The organism is Pannonibacter sp. XCT-53, assembly GCF_009915765.1.
Lineage (GTDB): Bacteria > Pseudomonadota > Alphaproteobacteria > Rhizobiales > Stappiaceae > Pannonibacter > Pannonibacter tanglangensis.
In genome coordinates this window covers 2,903,412-2,927,102 of record NZ_JAABLQ010000001.1, presented here as the reverse complement: position 1 = coordinate 2,927,102, position 23,691 = coordinate 2,903,412, and the positions used below count along the sequence as shown (strand labels likewise).

25 protein-coding genes are annotated in these 23,691 nt (G+C 68.0%); 18 read left to right on the top strand and 7 right to left on the bottom strand.

Features of this window, described 5'->3' with window-relative positions; genetic code table 11:
• The first annotated feature begins 7 nt into the window (after window positions 1–7).
• The 5 genes from GWI72_RS12995 to GWI72_RS12975 are packed head-to-tail and all read left to right on the top strand — an operon-like array spanning window position 8 to window position 5,563.
• Window positions 8–709: a CpaD family pilus assembly protein gene (locus GWI72_RS12995; protein ID WP_161676617.1), complete on the top strand. Its 702-nt coding sequence runs from the start codon at window positions 8–10 to the stop codon at window positions 707–709.
• A 22-nt stretch (window positions 710–731) separates the two neighbouring features.
• Window positions 732–2,027, top strand: a complete 1,296-nt coding sequence (locus GWI72_RS12990) for an AAA family ATPase (protein WP_161708864.1) — start codon at window positions 732–734, stop codon at window positions 2,025–2,027.
• Between the two features lie 29 nt (window positions 2,028–2,056).
• Entirely contained in the window at window positions 2,057–3,553 is a 1,497-nt protein-coding gene (locus GWI72_RS12985) for a CpaF family protein (protein WP_161676615.1), read from the top strand.
• Window positions 3,553–4,572 carry a type II secretion system F family protein gene (locus GWI72_RS12980; protein WP_161676614.1) on the top strand — a complete coding sequence of 340 codons (1,020 nt, stop codon included), beginning with the start codon at window positions 3,553–3,555 and terminating at the stop codon, window positions 4,570–4,572. Before GWI72_RS12985 ends, GWI72_RS12980 begins: the two co-directional genes overlap by 1 nt.
• Before the next feature lie 13 nt (window positions 4,573–4,585).
• Window positions 4,586–5,563: a type II secretion system F family protein gene (locus GWI72_RS12975; protein ID WP_161676613.1), complete on the top strand. Its 978-nt coding sequence runs from the start codon at window positions 4,586–4,588 to the stop codon at window positions 5,561–5,563.
• 29 nt (window positions 5,564–5,592) lie between these two features.
• On the opposite strand, the gene GWI72_RS12970 is transcribed toward GWI72_RS12975, so the two are convergent.
• Window positions 5,593–6,420 carry a tetratricopeptide repeat protein gene (locus GWI72_RS12970; RefSeq protein WP_161708863.1) on the bottom strand — a complete coding sequence of 276 codons (828 nt, stop codon included), beginning with the start codon at window positions 6,418–6,420 and terminating at the stop codon, window positions 5,593–5,595.
• A gap of 296 nt (window positions 6,421–6,716) precedes the next feature.
• On the opposite strand from GWI72_RS12970, the gene GWI72_RS12965 reads away from it, so the two are divergent.
• From GWI72_RS12965 to GWI72_RS12955, 3 genes are all read left to right on the top strand, one after another.
• Window positions 6,717–8,072: a leucyl aminopeptidase family protein gene (locus GWI72_RS12965; protein WP_348272694.1), complete on the top strand. Its 1,356-nt coding sequence runs from the start codon at window positions 6,717–6,719 to the stop codon at window positions 8,070–8,072.
• A gap of 70 nt (window positions 8,073–8,142) precedes the next feature.
• Window positions 8,143–8,493 carry a MarR family transcriptional regulator gene (locus GWI72_RS12960; RefSeq protein WP_161676611.1) on the top strand — a complete coding sequence of 117 codons (351 nt, stop codon included), beginning with the start codon at window positions 8,143–8,145 and terminating at the stop codon, window positions 8,491–8,493.
• A 12-nt stretch (window positions 8,494–8,505) separates the two neighbouring features.
• Window positions 8,506–9,393, top strand: coding sequence for a C40 family peptidase (locus GWI72_RS12955; protein WP_161708862.1), 888 nt, complete (start codon window positions 8,506–8,508; stop codon window positions 9,391–9,393).
• Window positions 9,394–9,453: 60 nt separating this feature from the next.
• Here the strand turns inward: GWI72_RS12955 and GWI72_RS12950 are convergent, their stop codons facing one another.
• Window positions 9,454–10,647, bottom strand: coding sequence for a DNA recombination protein RmuC (locus tag GWI72_RS12950; RefSeq protein WP_161708861.1), 1,194 nt, complete (start codon window positions 10,645–10,647; stop codon window positions 9,454–9,456).
• A gap of 141 nt (window positions 10,648–10,788) precedes the next feature.
• Between GWI72_RS12950 and def the strand changes: the two genes are divergently transcribed.
• From def to truA, 5 genes are all read left to right on the top strand, one after another.
• The gene (gene def, locus GWI72_RS12945; protein WP_161676608.1) at window positions 10,789–11,307 is read left to right on the top strand and encodes a peptide deformylase; all 519 of its coding nucleotides are present in this window, start codon (window positions 10,789–10,791) and stop codon (window positions 11,305–11,307) included.
• Between the two features lie 269 nt (window positions 11,308–11,576).
• Window positions 11,577–12,209 (top strand): MarC family protein, encoded by a 633-nt coding sequence (locus tag GWI72_RS12940; RefSeq protein WP_161676607.1) that lies wholly within the window; start codon window positions 11,577–11,579, stop codon window positions 12,207–12,209.
• A 44-nt stretch (window positions 12,210–12,253) separates the two neighbouring features.
• Window positions 12,254–13,192, top strand: a complete 939-nt coding sequence (fmt, locus tag GWI72_RS12935) for a methionyl-tRNA formyltransferase (RefSeq protein ID WP_161676606.1) — start codon at window positions 12,254–12,256, stop codon at window positions 13,190–13,192.
• Between the two features lie 236 nt (window positions 13,193–13,428).
• Window positions 13,429–13,962, top strand: coding sequence for a GNAT family N-acetyltransferase (locus tag GWI72_RS12930; RefSeq protein WP_161676605.1), 534 nt, complete (start codon window positions 13,429–13,431; stop codon window positions 13,960–13,962).
• A 4-nt stretch (window positions 13,963–13,966) separates the two neighbouring features.
• Window positions 13,967–14,818: a tRNA pseudouridine(38-40) synthase TruA gene (gene truA / locus GWI72_RS12925; protein WP_161708860.1), complete on the top strand. Its 852-nt coding sequence runs from the start codon at window positions 13,967–13,969 to the stop codon at window positions 14,816–14,818.
• Here truA and GWI72_RS12920 read toward each other — a convergent pair.
• On the bottom strand, window positions 14,773–15,642 hold the full coding sequence (locus GWI72_RS12920) for a DUF2189 domain-containing protein (RefSeq protein ID WP_161676603.1): 870 nt from the start codon (window positions 15,640–15,642) through the stop codon (window positions 14,773–14,775). The two genes, truA and GWI72_RS12920, sit on opposite strands and share 46 nt — an antisense overlap.
• Window positions 15,643–15,901: 259 nt before the next feature.
• Between GWI72_RS12920 and GWI72_RS12915 the strand changes: the two genes are divergently transcribed.
• The 4 genes from GWI72_RS12915 to GWI72_RS12900 all read left to right on the top strand — a co-directional run bounded on the left by GWI72_RS12915 (window position 15,902) and on the right by GWI72_RS12900 (window position 18,976).
• The gene (locus tag GWI72_RS12915) at window positions 15,902–16,327 is read left to right on the top strand and encodes a DUF805 domain-containing protein (RefSeq protein ID WP_161676602.1); all 426 of its coding nucleotides are present in this window, start codon (window positions 15,902–15,904) and stop codon (window positions 16,325–16,327) included.
• A gap of 51 nt (window positions 16,328–16,378) precedes the next feature.
• On the top strand, window positions 16,379–17,557 hold the full coding sequence (dapE, locus tag GWI72_RS12910) for a succinyl-diaminopimelate desuccinylase (protein ID WP_161708859.1): 1,179 nt from the start codon (window positions 16,379–16,381) through the stop codon (window positions 17,555–17,557).
• 3 nt (window positions 17,558–17,560) lie between these two features.
• Window positions 17,561–18,148, top strand: coding sequence for a hypothetical protein (locus GWI72_RS12905; protein ID WP_209000108.1), 588 nt, complete (start codon window positions 17,561–17,563; stop codon window positions 18,146–18,148).
• Window positions 18,149–18,298: 150 nt separating this feature from the next.
• Window positions 18,299–18,976, top strand: coding sequence for a methyltransferase domain-containing protein (locus GWI72_RS12900; protein ID WP_161676600.1), 678 nt, complete (start codon window positions 18,299–18,301; stop codon window positions 18,974–18,976).
• 138 nt (window positions 18,977–19,114) lie between these two features.
• On the opposite strand, the gene dapD is transcribed toward GWI72_RS12900, so the two are convergent.
• The gene (gene dapD / locus GWI72_RS12895) at window positions 19,115–19,966 is read right to left on the bottom strand and encodes a 2,3,4,5-tetrahydropyridine-2,6-dicarboxylate N-succinyltransferase (RefSeq protein WP_161676599.1); all 852 of its coding nucleotides are present in this window, start codon (window positions 19,964–19,966) and stop codon (window positions 19,115–19,117) included.
• A gap of 175 nt (window positions 19,967–20,141) precedes the next feature.
• Here dapD and GWI72_RS12890 point away from each other — a divergent pair, with 175 nt between their 5' ends.
• The gene (locus GWI72_RS12890; RefSeq protein WP_161708858.1) at window positions 20,142–21,053 is read left to right on the top strand and encodes a DMT family transporter; all 912 of its coding nucleotides are present in this window, start codon (window positions 20,142–20,144) and stop codon (window positions 21,051–21,053) included.
• On the opposite strand, the gene GWI72_RS12885 is transcribed toward GWI72_RS12890, so the two are convergent.
• The 3 genes from GWI72_RS12885 to argB all read right to left on the bottom strand — a co-directional run bounded on the left by GWI72_RS12885 (window position 21,033) and on the right by argB (window position 23,653).
• Window positions 21,033–21,938 (bottom strand): LysR substrate-binding domain-containing protein, encoded by a 906-nt coding sequence (locus GWI72_RS12885; RefSeq protein WP_161676597.1) that lies wholly within the window; start codon window positions 21,936–21,938, stop codon window positions 21,033–21,035. The genes GWI72_RS12890 and GWI72_RS12885 overlap by 21 nt on opposite strands.
• Before the next feature lie 84 nt (window positions 21,939–22,022).
• Window positions 22,023–22,769 carry a pyrimidine 5'-nucleotidase gene (locus GWI72_RS12880; protein WP_161708857.1) on the bottom strand — a complete coding sequence of 249 codons (747 nt, stop codon included), beginning with the start codon at window positions 22,767–22,769 and terminating at the stop codon, window positions 22,023–22,025.
• Window positions 22,766–23,653: an acetylglutamate kinase gene (gene argB / locus GWI72_RS12875; protein WP_179956069.1), complete on the bottom strand. Its 888-nt coding sequence runs from the start codon at window positions 23,651–23,653 to the stop codon at window positions 22,766–22,768. Before argB ends, GWI72_RS12880 begins: the two co-directional genes overlap by 4 nt.
• Between the last annotated feature and the right edge of the window lie 38 nt (window positions 23,654–23,691).

The window sequence follows — 23,691 nt, the reverse complement described above, 5'->3', positions numbered from 1 at the left end:
GCGGTCGATGCGCATCCCGATGAAGGCCCTGATCCTGAGCGCCGGCGTGGCGGCCGTCCTGGGCGGCTGCCAGAGCCAGCAGACTGCCGCGTCCCTGGCAACCACCGACTATCGCCTGCGGCACCCGATCCTGATCACCGAGCAGCCCGAGACGCTCGATCTGCCCGTGGCGCCCGGCACGCGCCAGCTGAGCCGCGACTACACCAGCCGCATTGCCGCCTTCGGCAGCCAGGCGCGGGCCTCCGGTGCCGGATCGGTCGAGATCCTGGTGCCGTCCGGGGCCGCGACGGAATCCGCCGGTCACGCGCTGGCACCGCAGATCCGCAGCGCCCTCGCCAAGGGGGGCGTGCCGGCCCGCAGCATCTCCACCTCGTCCTATCCGGTCGGCGATCCCTCGGCTGCCGCGCCGATCCGCATCGGCTACAGCCGCGTCAAGGCGAGCGCCGGCACCTGCGGCCACTGGCCGGACAACCTCGGCGGCGGCATCGGCGCCAATGTCGACAACTACAATTTCGGCTGCGCCACCCAGTCCAACCTCGCTGCGATGGTCGCCAATCCGGCCGACCTGCTCGGGCCGCGTCCGCAGGGCGCCGCCGACCAGAACCGCCGCGCGGTCGTCTTTGCCAAGTATCGCAACGGCGAGCGCACGGCCTCCGAATACAAGGAAGGCGTCGGCGCGCAGATCAGCAACGTGGGCGGTGGCAACTGATGACGAGCGGGGAGACAGGCCGATGAGCAGCGCCCTCAGCGAGAGACTGGCCGACGACGTCGAGGACCTGCCGGCCGGCACGCCGGTGAGCTACCAGAGCCATGACGTGCGCCCGGTGCCGCGCATTTCCGTCCAGGCCTTCTGCATGGACGCCGACACCGCGCGCATGATCGAGGCCGCCGGCGAGGACCGCCGGATGACCAAGGCGCATGTGAAGGTGCACATGGGCGGCATCCCCGGCGCCATCGAGTTCTACTCCCAGGCGCCGACGCCGAACCTCATCATCCTCGAGGCCGGTGCCTCGGTCGGCTCGCTCATTCCCGATCTCGACCGTCTCGCCGAATACTGCGATTCCGGCACGAAGGTGATCGTCATCGGCCGCGTCAACGACGTCTCGCTTTACCGCGAGCTGATCTCGCGCGGCGTCAGCGAATATCTGGTCGCTCCGGTCTCCATCCTGCAGGTGATCGGAGCCATCGGCGCGCTCTACGGCAATCCGCAGGCCGAGCCGCTCGGGCGCACCATCGCCTTCTTCGGCGTCAAGGGCGGGGCAGGGGCCTCCACCATCGCCCACAATGTCGCCTTCGGCATTGCCCGCGCCTACCAGAACGAGGTGGTGCTCGCCGATCTCGACCTGCCGTTCGGAACGGCCGGACTGGATTACAACCAGGATCCGCTGCAGGGCGTTTTCGAGGCCGTCTCCGCGCCGGAGCGTCTCGACGAGACCTTCCTGGACCGTATCCTGTCGCGCTGCTCGGAGCATCTGAGCCTGCTCGCCGCTCCGGCCTCGCTGGAGCGCACCTACGACTACACCGACAATTCCTTCGACCAGCTCGTCGACGTCATGCGGCAGGGCACGCCCTCCATCGTGCTCGATCTCCCGCATGCGTGGAACGGCTGGGTCCGCCACCTGCTGCTGACGGCCGACGAGGTGGTGATGGTGGCCGAGCCGGATCTGGCGAACCTGCGCAATGCCAAGAATCTCGCCGACACCCTGCGCCAGCTCCGGCCCAACGACCATGCGCCGCATCTGGTCCTCAACCGCGTCGGCATGCCGAAGCGGCCGGAGATCAAGCCGGACGAGTTTGCCAAGGCCCTCACCCTGCCGGTGCTGGCGTCGATCCCCTTCGATCCGCACCTGTTCGGCACGGCGGCCAACAACGGCCAGATGATCGCGGAGCTGGATGGCCGGCACGCGGTAAACGAATTGTTGAACCACGTGGCGCAGGTTGTTTCGGGCAAGTCCGATGTGCGCAAGGGGCGTCGCTCGCCCCTCGGCGCGCTGATGGGCCTGCTGCGCAAGGGCAAGGGCGCCTGAGGCGCCGCTGAAGGGAAACGGTGGAAGCCATGTTCGGCAGACGCGGAACCACGACGACAGGACCGGTGCCCGGCGCGCGCCCCGCGCCGGCGGCTGCGCCTCAGCGTGACGTGGCCGCCCAGCTTGTTGCCGACATGCGCCAGACCGCCGCCCAGCCGGAGCCGGCCCAGGTCAAGGCCGCCACGCCGCCCCCGCCGCCTCCGCCGCCGAAGAAGGAAGAGGAGCCGGTTCGCCGGCGCTCGCAGGAATACTACGACACCAAGGCCTCGATCTTTAACGCCCTCGTCGAGGCGATCGACCTGTCGCAGCTGAGCCGTCTCGGGCCGGAGGATGCCCGTGACGAGATCCGTGATGTCGTCAACGACATCATCGCGCTGAAGAATGTCGTCATGTCCATCGCCGAGCAGGAGGACCTGCTCGAGGACATCTGCAACGACGTGCTGGGCTATGGTCCGCTGGAGCCGCTGCTCGCCCGCGACGACATTGCCGACATCATGGTCAACGGCGCCCACACGGTCTACATCGAAACCGAAGGCAAGATGCAGAAGACCGGCATCGCCTTCCGCGACAACGCGCAGCTGATGAACATCTGCCAGCGCATCGTCAGCCAGGTCGGCCGCCGCGTCGATGAAAGCTCGCCGATCTGCGACGCGCGCCTGCCCGACGGCTCGCGTGTCAACGTCATCGCCCCGCCGCTGGCCATCGACGGCCCGGCGCTGACCATCCGCAAGTTCAAGAAGGACAAGCTGACCCTCGACCAGCTTGTCCGCTTCGGCTCGATCACGCCGGAAGGCGCAACGGTCCTGCAGATCATCGGCCGCTCGCGCTGCAACGTGCTCGTGTCGGGCGGCACCGGCTCGGGCAAGACGACGCTGCTCAACTGCCTGACCGCCTACATCGACACGACCGAGCGCATCATCACCTGCGAGGATTCGGCCGAACTGCAGCTGCAGCAGCCGCATGTGGTGCGTCTGGAAACCCGCCCGCCCAATCTCGAGGGCGAAGGCGAGATCACCATGCGCGATCTGGTCAAGAACTGCCTGCGCATGCGTCCCGAACGGATCATCGTCGGTGAAGTGCGTGGCCCGGAGGCCTTCGACCTCCTCCAGGCCATGAACACCGGCCACGACGGCTCCATGGGCACCCTGCACGCCAACTCCCCGCGCGAGGCGCTCTCGCGTGTGGAATCGATGATCACCATGGGCGGGTTCTCGCTGCCGTCGAAGACGCTGCGCGAGATGATCTGCTCCTCCATCGACGTCATCGTCCAGGCGGCGCGCCTGCGCGACGGGTCGCGCCGCATCACCCACATCACCGAGGTGATGGGCATGGAAGGGGATGTGATCATCACCCAGGACCTGTTCCTCTACGACATCATCGGTGAGGACGCGAACGGCAAGATCATCGGCCGCCACCGCTCGACCGGCATTGGCCGGCCGCGCTTCTGGGACCGCGCCCGCTACTATGGCGAGGAGAAGCGCCTGGCAGCCGCCCTCGATGCCGCCGAAGCGGTGGAGCCCGTCTGATGGATCTCCTGCAGTCCTTCCTCACCCCGGGTGTCACCACCTTCGCCGTTGCCGCCCTCGTCGCGCTCAGCATCGGCGGCATCATCTACGCGCTGTTCGAGCCGATCCTGTCGGGATCGAAGAAGCGGGACGAGCGGCTGGGCCAGATCTCCGCCCGCCCTGCCACGGCGGCCGACCGCCGCCCGGGTCGCGACGCCGACCGGCGGCGCAAGTCCGTGCAGGATCAGCTCAAGGAGCTGGAAGACAAGCAGAAGGCGCGGGCAAAGCAGGTCAGCAAGCTCAGCCTCAACGCCCGCATCGAGCAGGCGGGCCTGAACTGGGAACGCAAGCACTTCATCTATTTCAGCGTGGCCAGCGCGGTCGTGTTCTTCGTCCTCGGCCTTGTCATCACCGCGTCGATGCTCGGGTCCCTTGCCTTCGCCTTCGTCGGCGCCTTCGGCTTCCCGCGCTGGTATCTCGGTCACCGCCGCAAGAAGCGCTTCGACGCCTTCCTCAACGAGCTGCCGAATGCCGTCGACATCATCGTCCGCGGCGTGAAGTCCGGCCTGCCGGTCGGGGACTGCATCAAGGTCGTGGCGGCCGAGGTGCGCGATCCGGTCGGCAGCGAGTTCCGCAAGATCGTCGAGGCGCAGATGATGGGGATCACCCTGTCGGAGGCCGTCGGGCGCCTGCCGGACCGCATTCCGCTGCCGGAGGCGAACTTCTTCGCCATCGTGATTGCCATCCAGCAGCAGGCCGGTGGCGGCCTGGCCGAGGCGCTCGGCAACCTGTCCAAGGTGCTGCGGTCGCGCAAGTCGATGAAGGGCAAGATCAAGGCGCTCAGCACCGAGGCAAAGTCCTCGGCCATGATCATCGGTGCCCTGCCGTTCATCATGACCGGCCTGCTGTTCATGGTCGCCCCGGACTACATCGGTGTGCTCTTCACCGAAACCGTCGGCAACTACATTCTCGCCGTCTCGCTGTTCTGGATGTTCATCGGCGTGATGGTCATGCGCAAGATGGTCAATTTCGACTTCTGAGAAAGGCAAGCACATGGATTTCGCCGCTCTCAGCGACAGCCAGCTGGCCATCGCCGCGCTCACCCTCGTGGCCGTGGCCGGCACGCTCTTCACCCTCGTCATGCCGATGTTCGAGCGCGACGGCCTCAAGGCGCGCATGAAGTCGGTGGCGCTGGAGCGCGAGAAGCTGCGCGCCCGCGAGCGTGCCCGCATGGCCACCGAAAAGGGGCAGGACAGCCGCACCGCCTTGCGCAATCAGCCCAAGCAGCACGTCAAGAGCGTGGTGGACCGGCTGAACCTGAAGACCGCGCTGGCTGACGAGAAGACGCAGGACAAGCTGCGCATGGCGGGCTTCCGCGGCGTCGGGCCGCTCTATACCTTCCTCTTCGCGCGTGTCGTGGCGCCGATCGTCCTGTTTGCCTTCGCGCTGTTCTATTCCTTCGCCATCATGCCGGCCGACATGCCGGGCATCACCAAGGTGTCCATCGCCCTGTTCGTCGGCGGCATCGGTGTCTTCGCGCCGAACATCTACCTGCAGAACCTCATCGCCAAGCGGCAGCAGTCGATCCGCCGGGCCTGGCCGGATGCCCTCGACCTGATGCTCATCTGCGTTGAATCCGGCATGTCCATCGAGGTTGCCTTTCGCAAGGTTGCCGACGAGATCGGCATCCAGTCGGTTCCGCTTGCCGAGGAACTGACGCTGACCAATGCGGAGCTGTCCTATCTGCAGGAGCGGCGTCAGGCCTACCTGAACTTCGCCAAGCGCACCGGCGTCGACAGCGTGAAGAACGTGACCATGGCGCTCGTCCAGGCCGAGCGCTACGGCACGCCCATCGGTCACGCCCTGCGCGTCATGTCCGACGACATCCGCGAGCAGCGCATGCAGGAAGCCGAGAAGAAGGCAGCCGCCCTGCCGCCCAAGCTGACCGTGCCGATGATCCTGTTCTTCCTGCCGGTGATCTTCTGCATCGTGCTCGGTCCGGCCGCGATCAAGGTCATGGCCGCCATGTAGGCGGCCCCCGGCCACGGCCGTGTCAGGTCTCAGCCGCGACGCGGCGGCTGGGCCGTGCTGGTCTGGCTCTGCTGACCCTGCTGCCGGCTTGCGGCCAGCATGGCCTTCACATAGGCGATGTTGGCCGAGGCCTGCTCCGGATCCAGCTCCGTCATCGCCACCTGTTCCGCTTCGGCGAACTTGCCCTGCAGCGCGAGCGCGAGCGACAGGTTCTGGCGGATGCGGCTGTCGGCACGCGGGCTCTGGGCGGCACGACGCAACGTGTATTCCGCTTCGGGCAGCTGCGCCGACAGCAGATAGGACAGGCCCATGTTGTTCAGGATCGTCGGCTCGTCCGGCGCGATCTTGAGGGCCTGCGCATAGAGCTGCCGCGCCCGGTCGTGGTTGCCCATCTGGTCATGCACCGCAGCTTCCGCCGACATCAGCCGCCAGTCTGGCTGGGCCGGGTTCTGCGCGTCCTGCAGCACGTTCAGCGCCTCGGGGAAGTTGCCGTTCATGGCCAGCAGCTTGCCATAGGCAGACGAGACCTCGCGGTCGTTGCCGTTCTTGATGATGAACTGGCGCAGCACGGCAGTGGCCTGCTCCAGCTGGCCGTTGCGCCGCAGCGCGTTGGCGTAGCCGACGGCAGCGTCACGGTCGGCCGGGTTCGACTGGTAGGCGCTGCCCCAGCGCTCGACTTCCGCGCGGGCCTGCGACGAGCCGGGGGCGACATAATTGACGTCGGGCGCCGCATGGGTCCCGGTGGTGCCACGCGGTGACTTGGCGCAGCCGCCGGCCAGCGTCACGGCCACCGCCACGGCAGCGAGGGTGAGGATCCGGTGCGATCGGCCCCGATGGTTCGCGGCGCGGTTGGACATGTCGGGCTCCTGAGACGGCTCCTGGTCGGATGCGCGGGCGCATCCCTTGCCGAAGCAATAACTCGTTAACCCTAATGCTTTGTTAATTCGCTGCAGTTTGCGAAACGGCAGCGGGCCGGCCCGCGCGACGGCCCCGTCGCCTTGCCCCATGGCCCTGCCCCGGTGGATTGCAAACCGGCGGGCAGGGGATTACCTCTGGTGTCCCACCCCCCTGACGCCCGAGGAGCGTTCCCGTGTCCGTCCTGCCTTCTGCCCCCGCAGATCTCCTGCGCCTTGCCGATGTTGCCGTCCAGCCGGTGCTGATCCATCCGGTCACGCCCGCCACCCTTGCTGCCGTGCTCGACACGTTGGGCGGCGCTGCGGCCGGCTGGGCTGCCGTGCAGGGGTACAAGGCGGCAGCGGGCAGCGTGCTGCTGGTTCCAGGCCCCGGCCCTGCGCCGGCCGCGGTTCTTTTCGGTGTCCCGGACGAGGGCAAGGGCGACCTGCTCGCCGGCGGGGCCCTCGCCGGTCTTCCGGCCGGTGACTATGCCTTTGCGCCCGGCTTTGCCGCCGAGGAGCAGGCGGCCATCGCCTTCGGTCTCGGCGCCTACCGCTTTACCCGCTATCGTTCGGGCGAGCAGAAGGAGCAGCCGCGGCTGCACCTGGCCGATGCCGCGATGCTTGTCCGCGTCCGCCGCATCGTCACCGCCGTCGCCTTCGCCCGGGATCTCGTGAACACGCCCGCCAACGACATGGGGCCGGCCGAGCTGGAGACAGCCGCCACCGGTCTCTTCGCCCTGCATGGCGGCCACGCCCGGGTGCTGCGCGGCGACACGCTGCTGAGCGAGAACTTCCCCCTGATCCATGCCGTCGGCCGGGCCGCCGACAGCGCCCGCGCGCCGCGCCTCATCGACTGCACCTGGGGTGACGAGACGCATCCGCGCGTGACGCTGGTCGGCAAGGGGGTCGTCTTCGACACCGGCGGCCTCGACATCAAGCCGTCCAGCTCCATGCTGCTGATGAAGAAGGACATGGGCGGCGCGGCCAATGTCCTGGGTCTGGCCCACCTCGTCATGGATGCCCGCCTGCCGGTGCGTCTGCGGGTGCTGGTGCCGGCCGTGGAGAACGCCATTGCCGGCAACGCCTTCCGGCCCGGCGACATCCTGCCGAGCCGCAAGGGGCTGACCGTCGAGATCGGCAACACCGACGCCGAGGGGCGCCTCATCCTCGCCGACGCGCTGGCGCTGGCCGACGAGGAAGCCCCCGAGCTGCTGCTCGACATGGCCACGCTGACCGGTGCCGCCCGCGTCGCCCTCGGTCCGGACCTGCCGCCCTTCTACACCGCCGACGAGGGTCTGGCGGCGGCCCTTGCCGCCCACGCCGACAAGGTGGCCGACCCGCTGTGGCGCCTGCCGCTGTGGCAGCCCTACATGAAGTACCTCGACAGCAAGGTGGCCGATCTCAACAACGTCAACCAGTCCGGCGCCGGCTTTGCCGGATCGGTCACGGCGGCGCTGTTCCTGTCGCGCTTCGTCGAGAAGGCGGGGGCCTGGGCCCATTTCGACATCTTCGCCTGGACGCCGGTCGAGCGTGCCGGCAAGCCGGCCGGCGGCGAGGGACAGGCGCTGCGGGCGCTGTTCTCGCTTCTGTCCGAGCGCTATCCGGCAAACTAATAACGCGGCCGAAACGATTTCATGCTCAACTTGACGGTATCGATTCTCGATCCGGGAGCGCGCCAGGTCCATGGCGGTGGAGATCCGCGCCTCGCAGGCGCTCAAGCTCTGGCATGACGTCAACCTCGCCCTGGTCCGGGACGGGGAGCAGGATCTGTCGGCCCGGCAGATCACCATCCTGCTCACCGTCTATCTCGAGCCGCCGCCGCACACGGTGCGGGGGCTGGCCGCCCGCCTCGGCGTCACCAAGCCGGCCATCACCCGCGCGCTCGACACGCTCGGAGGGCTGCGGCTGCTGTCGCGCAAGCGCGACGAGGCCGACAAGCGCAACGTCATCATCACCCGCACCGTCGAGGGCGCCCTCTATCTCGACGCGCTGGGCGATCTCGTGGTTGAAAAGGCCCGCGCCCTGCCACGCTGAAGGAGACCGCACATGACCGCGACCCTTGACCGCCGCCGCCATCCGGTGCGCGCGGACCTTGCTGCAACGCGCTATCGCGGAGAGGTCGAGGCCGCCCGCTTCGTCGATCCCCAGCCCTTCCGCGTCACGGCGGCGACGACACCGCTGCGCCGGGATCCGCGTCCCGACTGCGGCATCGACACGGAAGCCCTCGCCGGCGAGATCGTCGACGTCTACGAGACCACCATGGAAGGCTGGGCCTGGGGGCAGCTGCGCACGGATGGCTATGTCGGCTGGTTGTCGTCCGACGACATCGCCCCGCTCGACGCCGCCGCGCCGGTGGCGACCCATCTGGTCCGGGCGCTCAGGACCTTCCGCTATCCGGGGCCTGACCTGAAGCTGCCGCCGCTCGGTCTCCTGTCGCTCGGCGCCCAGGTCGCTGCCGGCGCGATCACCGAGACCCGCGGCCTTGCCTACGCCCGCCTCCCGGACGGGTCTTTCGTCGTCGCCCGTCATCTGGTGCCGGTCGGCCATGTGGAGCCTGACTGGGTCGCGGTGGCGGAAAGCCTCGTCGGCACGCCCTATCTCTGGGGCGGACGCTCCTCGCTGGGGCTCGACTGTTCCGCTCTGGTGCAGCTCGCCGCGGTCTTCGGCGGCCATGCCCTGCCGCGCGACAGCGACATGCAGGAGGCCGAGGCCGGCACGTCGCTGGGGTTCCGCGAAGGGGACCCGTTGCCGCAGGACCTGCGTCGGGGCGATCTCCTGTTCTGGCGCGGCCATGTCGGGGTCCTGTCCGCGCCGGACCTGCTCACCCACGCCAACGGCTTCACCATGACGGTGTCGCAGGAGCCCCTTGCCGCCGCGCTTGCCCGCATCGGGGCCAAGGAATACGGCGCACTGACCGCCATCCGCCGGCTCTGACCCGGACGTCCGGACCAGCCCTGCGCGCCGGCGGCGGCCCGGCTCCGCCTCTGGCCCGGCCTATTCTTCCCCGGCCATCAGCCGCAGCCGTTCGCCGGCCGCACCGCCGCCGGGGCGCGCCTCGGCGGTCACTTCGCCGAGGTCGAGGTCCTCGATCTTGCGCCCGCGCTTGCCGATCTTCTCGGTCGAGATCAGGATCTGGTCGATGTCCTTGTTGGCCTGCGCGAAATGCGACTGCAGCTTGCCGACCCTCTCGTTCAGGCGGGTGATGTCATCGGTCAGATGCCGCACCTCCGCCTGGATCAGATGCGCCTGCTCCCGCATCCGGGCGTCGCGCAGCACGGCCTGGATCACCTGGATCGACAGCATCAGCAGCGACGGCGAGACGATCACCACCCGCGCCCGGTGCGCCTTCTGGATCAGGTCCTCGAAATTCTCGTTGAGCTCCGCGAAGATGCTTTCCGAGGGCACGAACAGGAAGGCGGTGTCCTGGGTCTCGCCGGGGATCAGATAGCGGTCCTTGATGTCGCCGATGTGCTTGGAGAAGTCGCGGCGGAACTGAGCCTGCGCCAGCTTCAGGTCCTCGTCGCTGGCCGACTGGCGCAGCAGGTTGAAGGCTTCGAGCGGAAACTTGGCGTCGATCGCCAGCGGCGGCGCGCCGTTGGGCATGTGCACCAGACAGTCCGGCCGCGATCCGCCCGACAGCGTCGCCTGGAAACTGTAGCCGGAGGGCGGCAGCTGGTCCTGGATGATCGCCTCCATCCGCGCCTGGCCGAAGGCACCGCGGGTCTGCTTGTTGGAGAGGATCGCCTGCAGCTGGCCGACCTGGCCGGAGAGGTCGGAGATCGTGCGCTGTGCCCGGTCGATCACCGCCAGCCGTTCGTGCACCTGGCGCAGGCCCTCGTGCGTCTGCCGGGTGGTATCGGCCATCGACAGGCCCAGCTTGTGGCCCATGCCGTCCAGCCGTTCGTTGACGGCCCGCATCATGTCGGACTGCCGCGATCCGAACACCTCGGCCATGGTCTGCATGCGCCCGGTCATCTCGCCCTGGGATTTCAGCATCTGGGCGAGATGCCCTTCCAGCTCCTGGATCCGCTCTGCCGCCATGGCTTCGCTGGCGGCGCGGGCGCGCATCTGGCTCAGGGTCCTGAACACGAGGGCAAGGATCACGGCGAGCAGCAGCAGCGCCGCGAAGACGGTGGCTTCCAGCACGCTGACGGGCCGGTTGCCGAAGATGAACAGGGTCTCGGACATGAAAACAAACATAGAACGATTCGGCGCCGCGTGCAGGCATCCCGTTGCGAGGCCGCCTGTTGCGTCGAATCGGTCCGCCAGACCCTTGCCGGATAAGGAAGGACGTTGACCGTGAGCCTGGCTTTGCCTATCTCCTCAGCCATGAGCAAACGCGACATCCTCATCCTTCCGGACCCGGTCCTGCGCCAGGTCTGCGCCCCTGTCCCCGCCGTGGATGACAGCATCCGTCAGCTTGCCGACGACATGCTCGAAACCATGTATGCGGCGCCCGGCATCGGTCTGGCTGCCAGCCAGATCGGCGAGCTCAAGCGCATGTTCGTGGTCGACGTGGCCAAGGAGGACCAGCCGCGCGAGCCGCTGGTCTTCATCAACCCGGAAGTGGTCTGGTCGTCGGACGCGCTGTCGGTCTACCAGGAAGGCTGCCTGTCGATCCCCGACTATTACGAGGAGGTCGAGCGTCCGGCCGAAGTGAAGATCCGCTTCCTCGACCGAAACGGCGGCGAATGCGAGATCCACGCCGACGGGCTGCTCGCCACCTGCATCCAGCACGAGCTGGACCACCTCAACGGCCGTCTGTTCATCGACTACCTGTCGAAGCTCAAGCGCGACCGTGTCCTCAAGAAGTTCCAGAAGCAGGCCCGTCACGCCGAAAAGGCGTGACAGAGAAATCTGTCCACGCCGAAAAGGCGTGACAGGGAAAGCTGCTCACGCCGAAAAGGCGTGACAGGGAAACCTGCCCACGCCGAAAAGGCGTGAGGGCAGGGGCGTCTGTCGCGCGCGTGGCGCTCGTCGATCGCGCGGCTGCTCCGGCCCCCGAGGATCCGCCGACATCCCCGCTTGGTGTTCGGCAAGGCAGCGTGTACACCGGAAGGGATGCTGTGTGCGCCCGCGTTCTTCCAGAGCGCGGGCGTTGTTGCTCCGGAGCTGTCATGGATCAGGCCTTCTTCCTGAAAATGTTCGCCGCGCTGATCGCCATCGTCAGTCCGCCGGCCAATCTGCCCGTGTTCCTGACGCTTACGGCCGGTCGCACGCCCGCCGAGCAGCGCACGGTGGCGATCACCGCCATTGCCGGCCTGACGATCGGGGCCGTGGTCGTGTCGCTCACCGGCGAGGCGGTCCTGACCCTGTTCGGCATCTCGCTGGATGCCTTCCGGCTTGCCGGCGGGTTCCTCATCCTGCTGATCGCCATCAATCTGGTCTCCGGTGAGCAGAGCAATGTCCATCATGGCACCGACGCGGAGCGCCGCCGGCAGGCCTTTGCCGGCAATCCGGGCATCTATCCGCTGGCCGTGCCGATGCTGCTGGGGCCTGGCACCATCACCACGCTGATCATCTTCCGTGGCGAGGCGGTGGACCGGGCCGACGAGATCGCCTACGCGGCCGCCCTCGGGCTGACCATCCTGCTCATGGCGGCAACACTTCTGGCCGCGCCGCTGCTCGGCCGCATGATGGGCGAGACGGCCACCAGCATCATGAGCCGCATCATGGGCATGCTGCTCGCGGCCATCGCCATGGAAATGATGGTTGCCAGCCTCAAAGTGCTGTTGCCGGGCCTTGCCTGACTGCGCCATAAGGGCGGCACTCCGAACCGGGACGCGCACCGCACATGACCCTTCGCATCGTCTTCATGGGCACGCCGGACTTCTCCGTGCCCACCCTCATGGAAATCGTCGGCCAGGGCCATGACGTGGTCGCCTGCTACAGCCAGCCGCCGCGCCCCGCCGGCCGCGGCATGGAGCTGAAGAAGTCGCCTGTCCATGAGGCTGCCGAGGCGCTCGGCATCCCGGTCTTCACGCCGAAGTCGCTGAAAGGCACCGAGGAACAGGACGTCTTCGCCAGTCACGATGCTGACGTCGCCGTGGTGGTTGCCTATGGGCTGCTGCTGCCGCAGGCGGTGCTCGATGCGCCGCGCGAAGGCTGCCTCAACCTCCATGCCTCGATGCTGCCGCGCTGGCGCGGAGCCGCCCCGATCAACCGCGCCATCATGGCCGGCGACACCGAAACCGCCGTTCAGGTCATGCGCATGGAAGCGGGCCTCGACACCGGTCCGGTCTGCATGTCGGAGACGCTGGCCATCGGGCCGGACATGACCGCCGGCGACCTGCACGACCGTCTCTCGGCGCTGGGCGGCGACCTGATGGTCCGTGCCCTGGCTGCCCTGTCGCGCAACGCGCTCGGCCAGACCCCGCAGGCGGAAACCGGCGTCACCTACGCCTCCAAGCTCACCAAGGACGAAACGCGGATCGACTGGACGCGACCGGCTGCGGAGGTCCACAATCACATTCGCGGCCTGTCGCCCTTCCCCGGCGCCTGGTGTGAGCCTGTGCTCGCCGGCAAGGGGGAACGGGTCAAGGTCCTGCGCTCGAAGCTGGCCGACGGGGCCGGTGCACCTGGAACCGTGCTGGATGTCTCCGGCGATCCGGTCATCGCCTGCGGCTCCGGCGCCATCCGTCTGGTCACCGTCCAGCGCGCCGGCAAGAAGCCGATGCCGGGCGAGGAATTCCAGCGCGGCGCCAAGCTGGCCGAGGGCGACGTGATCGCCTGATCGGGGCGAGAACCGAAAGCGCCTGGGTCATGTGGCACAGCCTCTCGTCCTCTCCCCCCTTGAGGGGGAGATGCCCCCGGCAGGGGGCAGAGGGGGGGGAACGGCCTCACGGACTGTCGCAGCGCTGGAATGATCGGAAGCGCCGCTCACCCCCTCTGTCTGCTGACGCAGACATCTCCCGCTGATGGGGAGAGAAGGAGCGCGGCGGCAGGCGGAATGAGGAAAAGGGACACCGCATGAGCGATCTCAGCAACACGCCGACGGTCAGCATTCGCCCGGTCGTCGCCGGGGACGAGCCGGCCGTCGCGGCGGTCATCCGGGCCGCATTCGGTCAGGACACCGAGGCGCGGCTGGTGCACAACCTGCGTCATTGCGGGGCACTGGAGCTGGAGCGTCTCGCAGAGACGGCGGACGGGCGCATCGTCGGTCATGTGGCCTTCAGCCGGGTCACGGGCGCCGGGGCCGGGCACCGGCTGCAGATCGTCTGCATGGCCCCTGTCTCCGTGGTGCCCGACCTGCAGCGCATGGGTGTCGGCTCCGCCCTCATCACGGCCGCGCTCGCCGATCTGCGGGCGCGCGGCGAGGATCTGGTGCTCGTTCTGGGGCCGCCGGCCTATTTCCCCCGCTTCGGCTTCGACGCCGGGCTCGCCCGTCAGGTTCAGGCGCCCTATGCGGGGGCGGCCTTCATGGCGCTTGCCCTGACCGAGGCGGGGCGCCGTGACCTTCCCGTCGAGGTCAGCTTCGCCACGCCCTTCGAGGAGTTTGAATAGGCGCATGCCCCGCTACAAGCTGACCATCGAGTATGACGGCCGTCCCTTCGTCGGCTGGCAGCGCCAGGCCAACGGGCCGTCCGTCCAGGCGGTGATCGAGCGGGCCGTGAAGGCCTTCTGCGGCGATGAGGTCACCATCGGCGGCGCAGGCCGCACCGACACGGGGGTGCATGCGACCGGTCAGGTCGCCCACGTCGACCTGACGCGCGACTGGCCGGCCGAGACGGTCATGGGAGCGCTCAACTTCCATTGTCTGCCGGATCCGGTGGCGATCATGGCCTGCGAGAAGATGCATGAGGGGTTCGATGCCCGCTTCTCCGCCATCCGCCGTGCCTACCGCTACCGCATCATCAACCGGGTTCCGCCGGTCACCTTCGAGCGCGGACTGGTCTGGCACGTCAAGCCGGATCTCGATGCCGAGGCGATGCACGCCGCCGCCCAGGTCTTCGTCGGCCACCACGACTTCACCACCTTCCGCCACTCGCGCTGCCAGGCGAAGAGCCCGGAAAAGACGCTGGAGGTCTTCACCGTCCGCCGGGAGGGGCACGAGGTCATCGCCGAATGCGCGTCGCGCTCGTTCCTGCACAACCAGGTCCGGTCGATGGTCGGCACGTTGCGGCTGGTGGGGGAGGGGCGCTGGACGGCTGACGACGTGCGCGCGGCCCTGGCGGCGCGCGACCGCAAGGCCTGCGGCCCCGTCGCGCCGCCTGACGGTCTCTATCTGACGCGGGTCGACTACCGCCCGGCCGAGGTCGACACCGCCGCCCGCGCCGCTTGGCTTTCGGGCGGCGGGTCGGCCGGCCCGGGGGATCAGGCGGGGGCCGAGGACGACGACGGCGAGGGCTCCGGCGACTGAAGCCCGGCGCCGCCGCTCGAGACGGCGGTCCGGTCCGGCAGCACGCAGCTGCGGTAGATGTGCCAGGTCGTGTGGCCCAGCACCGGCAGGGTGATCAGGAGGCCCATGAAGGCCGGGATCATCGAGACGATCAGGGTCACGGTCACCACCAGTGCCCAGCCGATCATCGGCACCGGCGAGGCCACCACCGCCCGCACGCTGGTGATCATCGCGGTGATGAAGTCGCGGTCCTGGTCGAGGAGCAGCGGGAACGAGATCACCGTCAGCGAGAACAGGATCACCGACAGCAGGGCACCGACCACGTGACCGACGGCGAGGAACATGAGCCCTTCCGGCGTCGACACCACGGTTTCCAGAAACGCGCCGAAGGAGCTGAACGATCCGAAGCCCAGGAACAGTGCCAGCAACAGGCGCACCTGGTACATCCACATGATCGTCACGAACAGGACGACGAAGGCCATCCAGGAGATTTCGCGCCCGCGCTGCGCCCACACCGCTCCGAGGATTGCCGGCCAGGTGAGCGGCTCGTTGCGTTCGATCCGCCGGCTCACCTCATAGAGGCCGCAGGCAATGAACGGGCCGACCAGCGCAAAGCCGGCGGCGAGCGGATAGCTGAGGTAGCTCATGTGCAGCGCCGAGGCGGTCAGGATGATCGCCAGGCCGCCAAGCGCATAGATCGCGCCGAAGAACAGCCCGAACTTCGGCGCTCGCCGGAAGTCGCGCAGGCCCTCCGCCAGCGCGTCGACGATGTCCTCCACCTGGATCACCATCACCACCGGGTCCGGCCGGTGGCTCTGGGCGGGCGGCGTGGTCTGCTCCGGCATGCGTCCTTCTCCCTGTCCCTGACCCTGTCCCGTCGCGTGGGCCGCACTCCGCGCCGCGCCTGCGTCATCCATCTGCATGGTGCCGTGTCCTCCCGGGTTGACCGCATCCAGTCAAGATTGACGCGATTTCCGCGCGAGGCCAACCGTAGTTTCCGGTACGCGGGCGCTCTCTTTTGGCCGAAGCGGAGAGTTGTGCTTGATCCCGGCGCATCTTGGCACTACCTGCGGGGTGACGACCTCGCGACGTGATCAGGTATTCATGCAGACCAACCTTCCCCCGGCCAATCTCACCCCCGGCTTTGTCTGGCTGTTCCTCAGCCCGATCGGGCGTCTCGGCCGCAAGCCCTACTGGCTCGGGCTGCTGCTGCTGTGGATCGTGGTCGCGATTGCCGCCAACATGTGGGCCCGCTCGCTGCCGGCCGACGCGGATTTCGCCACGCTGCAACTGTCCGATTTCGTCAGCTCCAACCCGCTGTTCCCGTTCCTCTTTCTGCTGGTGACCGTGGTCGAGCTGGCACTGGTCATCAAGCGGCTGCAGGACATCGGCCTGCCGGGTCTTCTGGCGCTGCTCGCCTTTGTTCCGGTGATCAACGTCATCGGCATCTTCGCGGTCGGCTTCATTCCGAGTTCCGAAGGACCGAACCGCTACGGACCGGAGCCGAACAGCTATTTCCGTCGCGGCTAGGCCCTTGCCGCGATTGACGGGCAGGCGCAGCCGGGGCTACAGCTTGCCATCATGACCGAAGTCCTCTCCTCCGCCGTCACCATCGCCCGCGACCTGCTGCGCTGTCCGTCTGTCACTCCGGCGGAGGGTGGGGCCCTGCAAGCGCTTGAGAAGACGCTGCAATCCGCTGGCTTCGCGGTCTCGCGCGTCACCTTTTCCGACACCGGCACACCGGACATCGAGAACCTCTTCGCCACCATCGGCGAGGGCCGGCCCCACTTCGTCTTCGCCGGCCACACCGATGTCGTGCCCCCTGGCGACCTCGCCGCCTGGCGGCACGGTCCCTTCGACGGCACCATCGAGGACGGGGTCCTCTACGGCCGTGGCGCCGTCGACATGAAGGGCGGCATCGCCTCCTTCGCCGCAGCCGCGCTTGCCTTCCTGGCTGATCGCGGCCCGGCCTTCGGCGGCACGATCTCGTTCCTCATCACCGGCGACGAGGAGGGGCCGGCCGTCAACGGCACGGTCAAGCTGCTCGACTGGGCGAAGGCGCAGGGACACCGGTTCGATGCCTGCATCGTCGGCGAGCCGACCAACCCGGCGGCGCTGGGGGATGCGATCAAGGTCGGCCGTCGCGGTTCGCTGTCCGGCACCATCACTGTCACCGGCACGCAGGGCCACGTCGCCTATCCCCACCTGGCGCGCAACCCGATCCCCGGCCTGCTGCAGCTCCTGGCCGCGCTGGACGGCCTGACGCTGGATCAGGGCAACGACCGTTTCGAGCCCTCCAATCTGGAAATCGTCTCGGTCGATGTCGGCAACCCGGCCTTCAACGTCATCCCGGCGCGCGCCGAAGGCCGCTTCAACATCCGCTACAACGACATCTGGACGCTGGCCGGTCTCAAGGACAGGATCACCGCGACCCTGCAGGCGGCTGCCCCGCAGGGGCTCGCGTACACGCTCGACTTCAAGCGCGACGCCAGCGAGTCCTTCCTCACGCATGACGAGACGCTGATCCGCAGCCTGTCCGACGCCGTCGAGGCGGAGACCGGGCGTCGCCCGGACCTGTCCACCGGCGGTGGCACCTCGGATGCGCGGTTCATCAAGAACCATTGCCCGGTCGTCGAGTTCGGGCTGGTCGGTCAGACCATGCACAAGGTCAACGAATGCGTGGCGCTGGACGATCTCGATCGCCTGGCGGCCATCTATCTCCGCTTCCTGCAGGCCTACTTCCCGCGCAGGGAGGGCTGACCCATGCTGTTCCGCCCCGGGGAACTGACCATGGCCGTGACGGCGAGCTGGGCCCTGTTCCGGGGCGATGCGCGGGCCATCGCTGCCTTCGACATGTCGGCCTCCGGCTTCTGGCGCTCCTTCCTCGCCATCGTCGTGCTGGTGCCGCTGTTCTTCCTGTCCTGCCTGTCCGACCGCAAGCTCCTGCTTGCGGACACGGGCATTCCGCCGGAGCAGTTTCCCGAAACGCTGTACTGGACGACCCAATACGTGACCCTCGGCATCGACTGGCTCGTGCTGCCGGCGGTGCTTGCGGTTCTGGCGCGCCCGCTCGGCCTGTCGGCCGGCTATGTGCCCTTCGTCGTCCTGCGCAACTGGACCAGCATCCTGTCGGCGCTGCCCTTTGCGGCACTCGGCCTGCTGCATGTGCTGGGGCTCATGTCCGATCAGGCGCTGCTGCTGCTCAATCTGGTGCTGCTGTCGGTCGTGCTGCACTTCCGCTACCGCATCGTCCGGCTCGCCTTCGGCACGCCGGTCAGCGTCAGCATCGGCCTCGTCGTGCTCGACTTCCTGCTGTCGATCATGATCAACGCCCTCGTCGTCCGGGCCTGATTGGGCCTGAGCCGCGCTGTTAATCGGGAATTATCCCGGGGCTGCTAAGACCTCCGCATGGGGCGGGGAAGTTTTCCTTGCTGTGTTTTTTCAGTTTACCGCCGGATGCGTGCGTCCTCCGGCGGCCCGTTGATGTGTCAGGAGTTCAACGTGCTCGATCTGTCGCCCGTTTCCGCGCAGAACAGCTTCCGCAAGAAGCGCATCCAGTCGCTGGCCCGCATGATTGACGACGTGATCCGCGACAAGGGCCATTGCCGCATCATCGACATCGGCGGCGTGCGCGGCTTCTGGCTGGTCTGGCGCGACGAGCTCGACTTCGCCAACATGACGGTCGACTGTGTCAACCTCTTCCCCGAGACCGATCCGCTGCCGGACGACCTGCCGAACGTCACCATGCGGCTCGGCAATGCCTGTGATCTCGCCGATGTCGCCGACAACGCGTATGACATCGCCTTTTCCAACTCCGTGATCGAACACGTCGGCTCCTGGAGCAACAAGCGTGCCTTTGCCCGCGAGGCGCGCCGGGTGGCCCCCTCCTATGCCATCCAGACGCCCAGCTTCGGCTTCCCCGTCGAGCCGCATGCCCGCACGCCGTTCCTGCACTGGTTGCCCGACCCGGTCCGCTATCGCATCCATCTGGCCATGACCACCGGCTTCTATCCCAAGGCCGACACGCTGGACCAGGCCATGGCCTCCCTCGAGGACGCCCGGATGCTTGACCTGCGCCAGATGCGTTACCTGTTCCCGGATGCCGAGATCGAGAAGGAAAAGTTCTTCGGTCTCACCAAGTCCTTCACGGCCGTCCGCCACGGCCGGAACCGGGTCTGAGCCGGCGCGGCATCCGGCCAGCGCCAGAAATGCGAAAACCGCCAGCGCCGGGCCCGGCTCTGGCGGTTTCCTGTTGGTCGGGGTCCCTGCCCGTTGCCCGTGCCCTCTCCCGGGTCTCGGGCCGACAGGCGGCGCCGGTCAGTCGCGCAGCAGCTCGTTGATCGCGGTCTTGGCGCGCGTCTGGGCATCCACGCGCTTGACGATGACGGCGCAGTAGAGGCTCGGGCCCGGCGTGCCGTCCGGCAGCGGCTTGCCCGGCATGGAGCCCGGCACCACCACCGAATAGGCCGGCACCTCGCCGACGAAGACGTCGCCGGTCGCCCGGTCGATTATCTTGGTCGAGGCGCCGATGAACACGCCCATGGACAGCACGGCGCCCTCGCGCACGATCACGCCCTCGACGACTTCCGAGCGGGCACCGATGAAGCAGTTGTCCTCGATGATGACCGGGCCCGCCTGCAGCGGCTCCAGCACGCCGCCGATGCCGACGCCGCCGGACAGATGCACGTGCTTGCCGATCTGGGCGCAGGAGCCGACGGTGGCCCAGGTGTCGACCATGGTGCCCTCATCGACGAAGGCGCCGAGATTGACGAAGGACGGCATCAGCACCACGCCCTTGCCGATGAAGGCCGACCGGCGGACGATCGAGCCCGGCACGGCACGGAAGCCGGCTTCCTCGAAGTTCACGCCGCTCCAGCCGTCGAACTTGGACTGCACCTTGTCCCACCAGGTGGCCTCGCCCGGGCCGCCCTTGATCACGTCCATCGGGTTGAGGCGGAACGACAGGAGCACCGCCTTCTTCGCCCACTGGTTCACGTGCCAGGACCCGTCCGCCTGCTTGACCGCCACGCGCAGCTGGCCGCGGTCGAGCAGGTTCAGCGTGGTCTCGACGGCGTCGCGGATCTCACCCTTGGTGTGGGTGTCGATGGTGGCGCGGTTCTCGAACGCGGCATCGATGACGGCGGCAAGCTGGGCAAGATCGTGCGACATGGGTCTGTGCGGCTCCGGAGAGGTTGGAAATCGGTTCGCGCGGATAAAAGGCGTGCGCGCCGTTTGAGTCAATGGCTGTTGCGACTTGAGAAGCGCTCAAGTGCGGCAGGGCCGGCCGGCAGATAGGGTGGGCATGCCGGATCGCGTCCTTCGCCGCGGCCGGCCGGAGCCTTGCATGGACCTTTGGATCCCCATCACGCTGTTTGCCGCCTTCTGCCAGAACCTCCGCTCGGCCTTGCAGAAGCACCTGAAGGGTCGGCTCGGGACGACGGGCGCGACCTTTGTCCGGTTCGGCTACGGCTTTCCCTTCGCGCTTCTCTATGTCGGCGTGCTGCACTGGGGCTTCGGCATGGCGCTGCCGGTGCCGGGGTCGGACTTTGCGGTGGCGGCGGTGCTGGGCGGGCTGGCGCAGATCGGCGCGACCTTCCTGCTGGTGCACCTCTTCTCGTTACGCAACTTTGCCGTCGGCACGGCCTACAGCAAGACCGAGCCGGTGCAGGCGGCGCTGTTCGGCGTCTTGCTCCTCGGCGAGCATGTGGATCTTGCCGCCGGCACGGCCATCGCGGTCGGCGTGATCGGTGTCATCTTCATTTCCATGGCCCGGGTGCCGCTGACCCGTCGCGCGGTTCTTGCCTCGCTTGCGGGCCGGCCGGCGCTGATCGGGCTTGCCAGCGCGGCGCTGTTCGGCGCGTCCGCCGCCTTCTATCGCGCCGCGTCGCTGGCGCTCGAGGGGCCCGGCTACCTGATGCAGGCCGCCTATGCGCTGGCGGCGGTGACCCTGTTCCAGACCGTGACGATGGCACTCTGGATGGCCCTGCGCGAGCCGGACCAGCTCAAGGCCAGCCTGGTGCACTGGCGCCAGTCCGTCTGGGTGGGGCTGGCCGGCGTTGCCGGGTCTGCAGGCTGGTTCACGGCCATGACGCTGCAGCAGGTTGCCTATGTGCGGGCGCTGGCGCAGGTGGAGCTGGTGTTCACGCTGGCTTTCTCCTGGTTCGTCTTCCGGGAGCGGATCAACGGCCGCGAGCTGGCCGGCTGCGTGCTGATCGTGGCCGCGATCCTTGGCCTGCTATGGGGCCGGACGGGCTGATCCGCCGGCGTCCGCATCACGGCTCGCCGTGGCGAACAGCCAGTCGCGGAACCCCGACACCGGTCGGCTCAGCGGCCGGGCGGGCGACCGGACGAACCAGTAGCCCGTGTCGAGTTGCATCACCGGCCAGTCCGGCATCACCAGATGTCCGGCGGAGAGTTCGAGCGCCACGAAGCGCCGGTCGATGACCACCGCTCCCATGCCGGCCACGGCCGCCTGGATGGCAAGGTCGCGGCTTTCCAGCACCATGCCCGAGCTGGCATCGGCGTGTTTCAGGCCGGCGTGGACCAGCCACTTCGGCCAGTCGTCCCGCCGCGAGGCGCTGTGCAGCAGACGCAGCCCCTTCAGCCCGTCCTGCGGTGTTTCCGCCTCCGCGCGCAGGAGCCGCGGCGCCATTGCCACCGCCAGATGCTCCCGCCACAGCAGGTTGGCCTCGATGCCGGGCCAGTCGCCGGTGCCGAGGCGGATGGCGCAGTCGTAGTTCTCGCGGTCGAGATCAATGACGCGGGTCGTGGCCGACAGCAGCAGCTCCACATCCGGCTGCACCGCCTGGAAATCCGGCAGGCGCGGGATCAGCCAGCGGGTGGCGAAGGTGGAGACGGTGGAGATGCGCAGCTCGGTCCTGCCCCGGCGGCGGAAGCTGTCGACGGCGGTCTCGATGCGCTCGAAGGCATCGCCGAGGCCAAGGGCGAGACGCTTGCCTTCCTCGGTGAGCGTCAGGCCCCGGCCGTCGCGCAGCACCAGCGTCGCCCCCAGCTCGCTCTCCAGCTTGCGCAGGAGATGCGACAGCGCCGAGGGCGAGACCCCCAGGTCGTCCGCCGCCTGAGCCGCCCGGCCATGGCGGGCGAGGAGGGCAAAGGCATGAAGGGCACGCAAGGAGACCATGGTGGCTTTCGGCTGTGGTGACTTGACGTTTTCTCAATACAGCCAGGGACCGTGGCGCGTCCATGGGTGGCGTTTGGGGCCGGCTCAGCCGGCCTTCAGCGCTCCCAGCACCGCCTCAAGGAACCCGCCGAGATCATCGGTGGCGAAATCCACATGCGGCGCGTCCTGCCCTTCCATCTCCCAGGCCTCGCGGAACACCTCGCGCGTGCCCTGCGGCACGATCAGCACCGTGCGCATGCCGAGCTTGTGCGGCACCAGCAGGTTGCGGGTGAGGTCCTCGAACATGGCCGCGCGGGCCGGCGCGACGCCGGTCTTCTGCAGGAACAGCTCGTAGCTCTCGCGGTTCGGCTTGGGCATCAGGCCGGCAGCGACGATGTCGAAGATGTCCTCGAAATGGTCGGTGATGCCGAGCGCCGCGGCGGTCCGTTCCGCATGGGGGCGGTCGCCGTTGGTGAAGATGAACTTGCGGCCGGGCAGGGCGGCAATCGCCGCGCCAAGCTTCGGGTCCGGCTGCACCGGCGAATAGTCGATGTCATGGACATAGGCGAGGAAGTCGTCGGGCTCGATCTGATGTTCCATCATGAGCCCGCGCAGCGTCGTGCCGTAGTCGCGGTAATATTCCTTCTGGCGGATCCGCGCGGTTGCCTCATCCATCGACAGGAGCCTCGCGATATACTCCGAGATGCGCTTGTCGATCTGGGCGAACAGGTTGACATGCGCCGGGTACAGCGTGTTGTCGAGGTCGAACACCCAGGCCTCCACGCCGGTGAAGGCGCGAAGGTCGTAGGTGTGGGCGTGCCGGCCCTCGCCGGATCCGGGAGCGCCGCTCACTTGCACAGCAGCGTGCCGACGCCGCGGTCGGTAAAGAGTTCGAGCAGGACGGCATGCGGCACCTTGCCGTCCAGGATGACGACGCCTTCGACGCCGCGCTCGAGCGCCTCGATGCAGGTCTCGACCTTCGGGATCATGCCACCCGAGATGGTCCCGTCGGCAATGAGCTCATGCGCGCGGGCAACGGTGAGCTGCTTGATCAGCTTGCCGTCCTTGTCGAGCACGCCGGGCACGTCGGTGAGGAACAGCAGGCGCGAGGCATTCAGCGCCCCGGCAATGGCGCCGGCAAAGGTGTCGGCGTTGATGTTGTAGGTCTCGCCGTCCTCGCCGGGGGCGACGGGCGCCACGACCGGGATCAGGTCTTCCTTCAGCATCAGCTCCAGCATCGTCGGGTTCACCGTCGAGGGTTCCCCGACGAAGCCGAGGTCGACGATCTGCTCGATGTGCGAATTGGGATCGACCATCGTCCTGGTCAGCTTGCGGGCCTTGACGAGGTTGCCGTCCTTGCCGCACAGGCCGACCGCGCGCCCGCCCTCTGCGTTGATCGACTGGACGATTTCCTTGTTGATCGAGCCGGCGAGCACCATCTCGACGATCTCGACGGTGGCCTTGTCGGTGACACGCAGGCCGCCCTTGAACTCGGAGACGATGCCGAGGCGCTTCAGCATGCTGCCGATCTGCGGCCCGCCGCCGTGGACGACCACCGGATGCACGCCCGACTGACGCAGCAGCGTGATGTCGCGCGCAAAGGCCCGGCCAAGCTCGGCGTCGCCCATGGCGTGGCCGCCGTACTTCACCACCACGCGCTTCTTGTCGTAGCGCTGCATGTAGGGCAGGGCCTGGGCGATGATATGCGCGTTGCTGAGGTAGTCCGGGGTGGTCATGGGCGGTGGCGCTCGCTGCTGCGGTGGCGGGACCGGCG